9 protein-coding genes are annotated in these 8,877 nt (G+C 65.8%); 4 read left to right on the forward strand and 5 right to left on the reverse strand.

What is annotated here, in order from left to right; all coding sequences use genetic code 11:
• Both JWP83_RS07665 and JWP83_RS07670 read left to right on the forward strand, forming a co-directional pair.
• On the forward strand, positions 1-873 hold an 873-nt coding region (locus tag JWP83_RS07665), incomplete at its 5' end, for a thiolase family protein (RefSeq protein WP_297728060.1).
• A gap of 11 nt (positions 874-884) precedes the next feature.
• Positions 885-1,697 (forward strand): enoyl-CoA hydratase-related protein, encoded by an 813-nt coding sequence (locus JWP83_RS07670; protein ID WP_297728063.1) that lies wholly within the window; start codon positions 885-887, stop codon positions 1,695-1,697.
• A 3-nt stretch (positions 1,698-1,700) separates the two neighbouring features.
• Here JWP83_RS07670 and JWP83_RS07675 read toward each other — a convergent pair whose 3' ends face one another.
• The 5 genes from JWP83_RS07675 to JWP83_RS07695 form a co-directional block, all read right to left on the reverse strand.
• Positions 1,701-2,528 carry a PaaI family thioesterase gene (locus tag JWP83_RS07675; protein WP_297728066.1) on the reverse strand — a complete coding sequence of 276 codons (828 nt, stop codon included), beginning with the start codon at positions 2,526-2,528 and terminating at the stop codon, positions 1,701-1,703.
• Positions 2,525-3,265, reverse strand: coding sequence for a FadR/GntR family transcriptional regulator (locus JWP83_RS07680; protein ID WP_297728068.1), 741 nt, complete (start codon positions 3,263-3,265; stop codon positions 2,525-2,527). The genes JWP83_RS07675 and JWP83_RS07680 overlap by 4 nt, the downstream gene beginning before the upstream one ends.
• A 111-nt stretch (positions 3,266-3,376) precedes the next feature.
• The gene (locus tag JWP83_RS07685; RefSeq protein WP_297728071.1) at positions 3,377-4,519 is read right to left on the reverse strand and encodes an acyl-CoA dehydrogenase family protein; all 1,143 of its coding nucleotides are present in this window, start codon (positions 4,517-4,519) and stop codon (positions 3,377-3,379) included.
• 10 nt (positions 4,520-4,529) lie between these two features.
• Positions 4,530-5,546 carry an acyl-CoA dehydrogenase family protein gene (locus JWP83_RS07690; protein WP_297728074.1) on the reverse strand — a complete coding sequence of 339 codons (1,017 nt, stop codon included), beginning with the start codon at positions 5,544-5,546 and terminating at the stop codon, positions 4,530-4,532.
• Positions 5,543-6,748, reverse strand: coding sequence for an acyl-CoA dehydrogenase family protein (locus JWP83_RS07695; protein WP_297728077.1), 1,206 nt, complete (start codon positions 6,746-6,748; stop codon positions 5,543-5,545). The genes JWP83_RS07690 and JWP83_RS07695 overlap by 4 nt, the downstream gene beginning before the upstream one ends.
• Positions 6,749-6,863: 115 nt before the next feature.
• Between JWP83_RS07695 and JWP83_RS07700 the strand changes: the two genes are divergently transcribed.
• On the forward strand, positions 6,864-8,357 hold the full coding sequence (locus JWP83_RS07700; RefSeq protein WP_297728080.1) for an aldehyde dehydrogenase family protein: 1,494 nt from the start codon (positions 6,864-6,866) through the stop codon (positions 8,355-8,357).
• The coding region (locus tag JWP83_RS07705; RefSeq protein ID WP_297728083.1) for a CoA transferase at positions 8,354-8,877 on the forward strand (524 nt) is incomplete at its 3' end. The genes JWP83_RS07700 and JWP83_RS07705, both read left to right, overlap by 4 nt.

Below are 8,877 nucleotides of genomic sequence, written 5' to 3' on the forward strand. Positions count from 1 at the left end.
ATCGCGTCGGGACTGTATGACGTGGTGCTCGTGGTCGGAGCGGACAAGGTGCGCGAGACGGCGTCCAGCACCACGTTCTGGGACTGGGCCGCGATGACGCGCGACAACGCCTGGGACTATCCGCTCGGCCTGGTCGCTCCGGCCAACTTCGCGTTGCACGTCAACCGGTACCTGCACGAGGCGCCGGCCACCAAGGAGCACATGGCGATGGTGGCGGTGAAGAACCATTTCCACGCGCTGAAGAACCCGAAAGCCCAACTGCGCTACGAGATCACCGTCGAGCAAGCGCTGGCCGCCCCGATGGTGGTCGACCCGTTCGGGCTTTATGACTGCACCCCGCAGAGCGACGGTGCCGCCGCGGTCATCTTGGCCGCCGAGGAGGTCGTGGACCGGTTCACCGATCGGCCGGTCTGGGTGCGTGGTGTGGGTCTGGGGATGGACCGGGTGATGCACCAGCACAAGCGGGACATGACTACGTTCCCCCCGACCGTGCGCGCGGCCAAGGCCGCGATGACGATGGCGGGTGTGACACCCCGCGACGTCGACGTCGCCGAAGTCCACGACTGTTTCACGGGTGTCGAGCTTATCAGTTACGAGGACCTCGGTTTCGTCGAGCGGTTCGAGGCCTACAAGCTGGTCGAGAGTCGCGAGCATTACATCGGGGGGTCGATGCCCATCAACCCGAGCGGGGGCCTGAAGGCCAAGGGGCATCCACCGGGAGCAACCGGCGTCGCGCAGTGCTACGAATTGTTCAACCAACTTCGCGGCGAGGCCGAGAATCAGGTCGACGGTGCGCGCGTTGCGTTGGCGCACAACATCGGTGGCCCGACCGCGGTCTCCGCGGTCACCATCCTCTCCAACGAAAAGAACTGATGGGACATCACATGACGACTTCTGAGATCGCCACCTTGTCCGGATACGAAGAGTTCGCCCCGTGGCTGCTGGTGGAGAAGCGCGGCAACGTCCACATCGTGAGCATCAACCGTCCTGAGGCGCTCAACGCCGTCACCGAGGAGGTGCACCACGCGTTCGCCACCATCTGGCGGGTGCTGTCCGCCGATGACGACGTGCGCGCCGTGGTGACCACCGGCGTGGGTAAGGCGTTCTCGGCAGGCGGTGACATGGTGATGTTCGGCCGCTTGATCGAGGACGAGGTGGCCCGCGCGTTCCAGATCCAAGAAGCACGGACGGTCTTCCTCGAGGTGATCGACTTCCCCAAGCCGCTGGTATCCGCGGTCAACGGGCCGGCAGTGGGATTGGGTTGCTCGATCGCCCTGTTGTCCGACCTGCTGGTGATGGGGGAGAGCAGCTACCTGGCCGATCCACACGTCGCGGTGGGGTTGACCGCGGGCGACGGCGGCGCGGCGATGCTGCCGTTGCTGATCGGCATGATGAAGGCCAAAGAGTATGTCCTGCTCGGAGATCGGATCACCGCACCGATCGCGGAGAAGCTCAACCTGGTCACCAAGGTGGTCGCCGACGACGCGGTGCTGGACGAAGCGCTGGCGCTGGGTGAGCGGCTGGCCGCCCTGCCGCCGCAGGCCCTGCGGTCATCGAAGGTGGCGCTCAACATGCACCTGAGCCGGGCCGCCCACGGGGTGCTGGAATACGCGCTCGCCGAGGAGTTGACGTCATTCTCGACGCCTGAGTTCAAGGAACGGGTCGCGGCATTCCGCGCCCGTTCCAACAAGAAATAACCGTCAGCGGTAGGCGGTCACCCGCGCGGTGATCGCGACTTTGGCGTCGTCGCCGAGTGCCTGCGCGTCGCCAATGGCAGTACTGCGGCCCACCCGCAATCGCGTTCCCTCATATCGGGATTCGTCGCCTGCGAAGAAGGGGCGCAAGAAGTTCACCCGTAACGACCCGGTCTGCAGCGGACCGTCGGAACGGTTCTGATTGATTGCCGCCGAAGCCGCCAGTTCCAGCCCGGCCGCTGCCACCCCACCGTGCACGATGTCGATGTCGTTATTCAGATTCTGGTCGACACCCTGCGACAGCACCACGCAACCGGTGGTGTCGGGTGCGACGGTGATGGCCATGAGGTCCGACAGCGTGGTCTCCGGCAACCGCTGCAGGGTCTCGGGCCGATACTGGGGTACGACGTCGCCGGCGGGGATGAAAAACGATCGCACGGTGCCGGCGCCGATTACGGCTCCGCGGTAAGTCAGTGTGCAGATCCCCAGCGACGTGGCACCCAGTGGACCGAGCGCGTGTGCGCTGGCCAGCACCGGACCATCGAGTTCCCCGACGTCGGTGCTGAGGTCCATCGACAGCTCACTGGAAACCGTCCACAGCCCAGGCCGCCTGCGGTAGTGGTTAACGATCCCGGCGGCGGCGTCGACGAGAATGGCCAACGGTCCGACCGTCGGCGCGCCCGTGTACGGATTCCGGAATCGGTGCATCTGCATCGACAGCACGGCGGTGGCCTCAGGCGGACGCGATTCGACGTACTCGATACCGAACCGGACTTGTATCGAGTCAGGTGTCTCCAGATCGTGGTGGTTTACCCGCTGATCGACGCCCGTCATTCGAGAAGGTCTACGACAGTGGACAATTCGGCCCCCGTCAGGACGAATTCCTCTGCCTTTTGGAGATGGCGCTTCCAGAGCAGGCCGGCCTTCTCGGCGTCGCCGTCCTTGATCAGGTCCAGCACCATCCGGTGGGTCTTGGCTGACCGGCGGACCGCCTGCTCGGCACGCGTACCGGCGGTGGGCTGAAGCGAGCGGTTGGCCTTCTCGATGATGTGATGCAGCATGTCGCTGACGATCTGCAGGGTGGCATTGCCGGACAACCGCGCGATTGCGGCGTGGAAGTCGGTCAGTTGATCGACGGCTTCGCTGCCCGGGTTCAGCTGCGACTCGCGTTCGACGATCTGCTCGAGTTCGGCGATCACCTTGGGGCTGCGGTCCTTGGCCAACTGCTCGACCATCGGAACCTCAAGGGTGACCCGTGCGTCGTAGACGTCCTTGACCGTGACGCCCTCGTACTCCAAGATCAAGCCCGCGTAGCGGGCCAGCGTCTCACGACGTGGACGGGTGACGCGCGCGCCGCCGCGTACCCCGCGTTGCACCTGGATCAGGGATTCGGACTCGAGCACCCGGAACGCTTCCCGCAGCGTCGGCCGGGACACCCCGAAGCGCTCCATCAGCTCGGACTCCGGCGGCAGCATGGTGCCTTCGGTGATCTCGCCGCGGATGAACATCCGGCGCAGGACAGTGGCCACTCGATCGGCCATCTTCGGTTCCCGAAGACTGGTGACCTCCATTACAACCTCCGCCGCTACTGTAAATGCATCAAACAACTGACTATTTGGAAGATTAACCGATTCCTCCGGCTAAGCCCGTGATTAGCGGCCTGCCAGTGACCAACGTCATCACTAGTACCCCATCGCCCGTCCCATGAGGTCCTTCATGATCTCGGTGGTGCCAGCATAGAGGCGCTGCACCCGCGAATCACGCCACAGCCTGGCCACTTCGTACTCGTTGATGTAGCCGTATCCGCCGTGCAGCTGTAGGCAGCGGTCGATGATCTCCCACTGCACTTCCGAGGTCCACCACTTCAACCCGGCGGCGTCCTGATCGCTCAGCGTGCCGTCGTTGACCGACAGCACGCACTGATCGAGATAGGTCTGGGCGGCGTCGAGCTTGGTCTGCATCTCGGCCAGGAAGTGCCTGTTGACCTGGAAGGTTCCGATGGGCTGTCCGAATGCGGTGCGCTCCAGCGCGTAGGCCTTGGTCAGGTCGAGCGCACGGCGGGCGGCCGGCAGTGCGTAGCAGGCCACGCCGACCCGCTCGCTGGGCAGGTTGGAGACCAGATGGTAGAAGCCGCGGTTGAGCTCGCCCACCAGGTTCTCCTTGGGCACCCGGACATCCTCGAAGAACAATTCGGCGGTGTCGGCGGAGTGTTGGCCGATCTTGTCGAGCTTGCGGCCCCGGCTGAAACCCTCCATCCCGTCCTCGATCATCAGCAGGCTGATGCCCTTGTGCCGGGCCGACGGGTCGGTCTTGACCGCGGTCAGCACGAGCTTGGACAGCAGGCCATTGCTGATGAACGTCTTCTGGCCGTTGACCACCCAGTGGTCGCCCTCGTCTCGGGCGGTGGTCTTGATGCCGGCCAGGTCGGACCCGGCCGCAGGTTCGGACATCGCGATGGATCCGATGTACTCGCCGGAGACGAACTTGGGCAGCCAGCGTTCCTTCTGCTCCTCAGTGGTGAGGTCGTTCAGATACGGCATGAGGATGTCGTTTTGGACGCCGAGTCCGATGCCGACCGATCCGGTCAGGAACATCTCCTCGGTGATGATCTGGTTGAACCGGAAGTCCTTGACGCCAAGGCCGCCGTACTTCTCGTCGAACTCCCAGCCGATCAGGCCGTGTTTGCCTGCGGCCAGCCACGCCTCGCGGCTGACCTTGCCGTCACGTTCCCACTTCTCGACGTTTGGCAGGCATTCCCGCTCGAAGAACTCGCGGGCGGTGGCGCGAAAGTCATCATGGATCTCGTCGAAGATGTTGCGGCGCATATACGCCTTCCTACTCGGCCCAAGCGACGACGGCGGGCAGTGCGCGGCCGGGGGCCCAGGCCTCTTCGGAATCCTCGAAGAGTCGCTCGGCGAGCAGCGCCTCGAGCTGATCGTGCGAGCCGCAGAGCGCGTCGAGCTGGAATCCTCGAGTGACATAGCGGTGGAGGTCGTGCTCGGCGGTCAGTCCGATCGCTCCGCAAACCTGCAGTGCCACATCGCTGACAGCGCGATGTGCCCGGCCCGCGGCGGCCTTGGCACTGAGCGCCAACAGTTCGCCGCCGTCTCGCCATGACTCACCCAGCAGCGCTCGGGCCCCCGCGAGCACCGCCGACGCATCGGCGAGGGCGTGGCGCGGCGATTGAAATGACCCGATCTGCGCGCCGAATTGGACGCGCACACTGACGTGCTCGACCGCGATGCGTAGCGCCCGCTCGGCCAGTTCCACCAGTTCGGTGGCCAGCGCTCGATGGGCTGCGGCGAGCGCTCGGTTCCATTCGGTGGATGCCTCGACCAGCGCCACGTCGAGTGATCCGCTCACCACGGTCCAGTACGTCGACGCGTCGAATGTGTCCAGGCGCTGGCCGTCGAGCCGCGATGCCTCGACCACGCCCACCGACACGGTGCTCATCGGCCCCGATATTGGGACCACGATCCGGCCCTCCAGCGGTCCGAGGACGATGCCCGATACCCGTTCGGCATCGGAACCCGGCGCGTACCCCTTTGCCAGGTCAGGCAACAGCACGTGAGCTGCGGGACCGTCGAGCACTCCGGTCATTTCGGCCAACATGACGCGGTCCAGGCAGTCCGTCAGGGCCAGCGACCTGCCTTGCGCGCGGAACAACAGCTCGGCAGCCTCGACGGGGTACTCGGCCTCGATCTCCGACCAGCCCAACTCGGCCAGCCGCGCACCGATTGCCACGTGCCCGCTGGCGCCCTTGCCCGCCAGCCCCTCGAAGAGCCAGAGCACCGCCTCCTCGACCATCCGCCATGACTCGTCAACCGCGTGCTGGGTCATCGCTTCTCTCATCGTTTTTCCCTGGGCAGCCCGAGGAGGTGGTCGGCGATGATGCCGCGCTGCACCTCGGCGGTGCCGCCCATCACTGTGGCAGCCCGCGAGTACCACCACTCGGCGCGCGCTGTGTCCAGTTCCGCGCCGCCACGGCCCGTCCCGGCGATCATGTGCTCCCGGTTGATCTCCAGGATGAGGTCGTTGACCTCCTTCTCGGCGCGGCCGAACAGCAGTTTGTCGATGCTGCTGTCCGCGCCGACCGCCTCGCCTGCGGCCAGCCGGCGCACGGTGGTCGCGGTTCGCGCCTGGGCGGCCGACACGTCGACATACACCCTGGCGAAGCGCTGGCGCTGCGTGTCGGTGGCGCCGGCGGTCACCATGTCCTCCCGCAATCGACCCATTTCGGTGAGCACCTTGTTGAGCACCGCGTAGCCGTACATGCCGCGTTCGTACTGCATCAGGTGCATCGCCACGGCCCAGCCGCCGTCGACATCGCCGACTACGCGCTCACGGTCGACGCGGACGTCGTCGAAGAACACCTCAGCAAGTTCGCGGCGCCCGCTGGCCAACGCGATCGGTCTAATGGTGACGCCCGGTGCGTCGGCGTCGACCATGATCATCGTCAGCCCGCGGTGTCGGCTCTCGGGTGTCCCGGTCCGGACCAACGCCAACAGCCGCGTGGCGGTGGGCCCCTGGCTGGTCCAGATCTTCTGGCCGTTGATGACGAATCCGTCGGCCCCGTCGTCGACCGCGCGGGTGCGCAGGCTGGCCAGGTCGCTGCCCGACTCGGGTTCCGAGAAACTCTGACCCCACCACTCGGCACCGCTGAGGTAACCCGGCAGGTATGCCGCGGCCAGACCGGGGGCGAACTTCAGCAAAGCAGGCCCGAGCGTTTCCAGGGTCCAGTGTTGGGCCGGAATTGGCAGCATCGCGTAGGCGAGTTCCTCGTAGTACACCGCACGATGAATCTCGTTGCCGCCCAACCCACCTGCGGCATCCGGCCAGCCGTATCGGTTCCAGCCGTCGGCGTGCAACCTGGCCATCACCGTGGCGTCGTGCGCCAGCCCGTCCTCGGCGCTGGCGAACGCTGCCGTGCGCCACGCGTCGGCCGCGTCCAGGTCGCGTAGGTAGCGTCGGAAGTCCTCGCGGTACGCTGCGATGCCGGAAACGTACTCGGCGTGGCGACCGCTATGCAGGGCGCTGTCGACAGTGGCGGACAACCGGCTCCCCCTCCATTGGTCTCGAGATCTCGCCAGTCGGGACTGAATCCGCTAAACAGTTATCTATAACAAGGTACACTAGCTGACGCCGATAATTCTGCGAGAGGGAGTGCCAATGACGGCTTCACCGGTCGCCGCTACAACTGTCCAGTTCAATCCCGAGACCAGGCTGTTCATCGACGGGCGGCTGCGGGATTCGTCGACCGGAAACACCGTCGAGAACGTGAACCCGGCGAACGAAGAGGTGCTGGGGTTCGCGACCGACGCGAGTGCCGAGGACATGGGCGAGGCCATCGCCGCCGCCCGCCGAGCATTCGACACCACCGACTGGTCGACCAGCCACGAGTTCCGTCAACGGTGCCTAATGCAATTGCACGACGCGCTGCAGGAGGAAAAGGAAGACATTCGCGCCGAGTTGATCGCCGAAGTCGGCGCGACGGTGGGGATGACGTACATCGCGCAGATGGAATGGCCAATGGCCGACGCCATCCGGTTCCCCGCCCAGCTGATCTCGACCTTCCAGTGGGAGCGGATGCTCGACCAGGACGCCAAGATGGGCATGCCGTACAACCGCGTCGTGGTGAAGGAACCGATGGGTGTCGTCGGCGCCATCACACCATGGAACTTCCCGTTCGAGATCATCAGCAACAAGGTGGGCCAGATCCTGGCCACCGGAAACACGATGGTGCTCAAGCCGGCCATCGAGACGCCGTGGAGCGCCCTGCGGTGGGGCCGGATCATCGCCGAGAAAACCGACATCCCCGCCGGTGTCGTCAACATCGTTCCGGCGTCGGACAACGACATCGCTCAGGTGCTCGCCACCGACCCGCGCATCGACATGGTGTCTTTCACCGGATCGACCGCGGTCGGGCAGCTCATCCAGCGGCTGTCGGCGGACACCATGAAGCGCAACATGCTTGAGCTCGGCGGCAAGTCGGCGTACCTCGTGCTCGACGACGCCGACATGGGCATGGCGCTGCCCGGCTGCCTCGGCGCGCTGATGCACTCCGGTCAGGGCTGCGCGCTGGCCACCCGGATGCTGGTGCCGCGGCCGCACTACGACCAAGCCGTCGAGGTCGCCACCGCCACCTTCGGCGCTCTGTCCGTCGGCGACCCGTCGGACGCGAATACCTTCTGCGGGCCCCTGGTGTCGGCCAAGCAGCGGGACCGGGTGCTGAACTACATCGAGATCGCCAAGCGCGAGGGAGGCCGCGTCACCGTCGGTGGCGGCGCGCCGGAGGGCCTGGACCACGGATTCTTTGTGGCACCGACCGTCGTCGCGGACGTCGCACCGGACCACACGATCTTCCAGGAGGAGGTATTCGGGCCGGTGCTGTCCATCACCCCGTACGACGGCGGTGACGACGGCGCCGTCGAACTGGCCAACAACTCCACCTACGGCCTGGCGGGCGCGATCATGGGCTCCGACGAGCGGGCCATGGCCGTGGCCCGCCGCATCCGCACCGGCTCGCTGATGATCAACAGCGGCATGTACTACGGCGCCGACGCCCCGTTCGGTGGCTACAAGATGAGCGGGATCGGCAGGCAGAACGGCATCGAGGGTTTCGAGCAACACCTGCAGACCAAGACGATCGGCTATCCCCTGTGACCGACATTCTGAGCGGTATCCGCGTCGTCGAACTCGCGGCGTGGACGTTCGTGCCCGCCGCCGGTGCTGTGCTCGCCGACTGGGGCGCGGATGTGATCAAGATCGAGCACCCCGAGACCGGTGACCCGCAGCGGGGCCTGATCAGCTCCGGGGTCGTCACGGGCGCAGGGGGAGTGAACCACTTCGTCGAGCAGCCCAACCGCGGCAAGCGCAGCATCGGGCTGGACACGTCAACCCCCGACGGGCTCGAGCTGCTGATGAAGTTGCTCGAAACCGCCGATGTGTTCGTCACCAACCTGCTGCCGGATTCACGTCAGCGGATGGGCATCGACGTCGATCAGGTCCGGGCGCGCAACCCGAAGATCATCTACGCCCGTGGGCATGGTTACGGCACCAAGGGGGACCTGTCCGCGCAGGGCGGCTTCGACCTGGCGGCGTACTGGGCCCGGGGCGGGATCGGCGACGCTTACTCAGCCGGTGACGGCTCGTACCCGCCCATCCAGCGGCCGGCCTTCGGTGA

The sequence above is a fragment of the Mycobacterium sp. genome, from assembly GCF_025965855.1.
Classification (GTDB): domain Bacteria; phylum Actinomycetota; class Actinomycetes; order Mycobacteriales; family Mycobacteriaceae; genus Mycobacterium.

Coding starts and splice junctions, on each gene's coding strand:
- JWP83_RS07670 (WP_297728063.1), top strand. CDS start 885: ATGACGACTTCTGAGATCGCCACCTTGTCCGGATACGAAGAGTTCGCC.
- JWP83_RS07675 (WP_297728066.1), bottom strand. CDS start 2,528: ATGACGGGCGTCGATCAGCGGGTAAACCACCACGATCTGGAGACACCT.
- JWP83_RS07680 (WP_297728068.1), bottom strand. CDS start 3,265: ATGGAGGTCACCAGTCTTCGGGAACCGAAGATGGCCGATCGAGTGGCC.
- JWP83_RS07685 (WP_297728071.1), bottom strand. CDS start 4,519: ATGCGCCGCAACATCTTCGACGAGATCCATGATGACTTTCGCGCCACC.
- JWP83_RS07690 (WP_297728074.1), bottom strand. CDS start 5,546: ATGAGAGAAGCGATGACCCAGCACGCGGTTGACGAGTCATGGCGGATG.
- JWP83_RS07700 (WP_297728080.1), top strand. CDS start 6,864: ATGACGGCTTCACCGGTCGCCGCTACAACTGTCCAGTTCAATCCCGAG.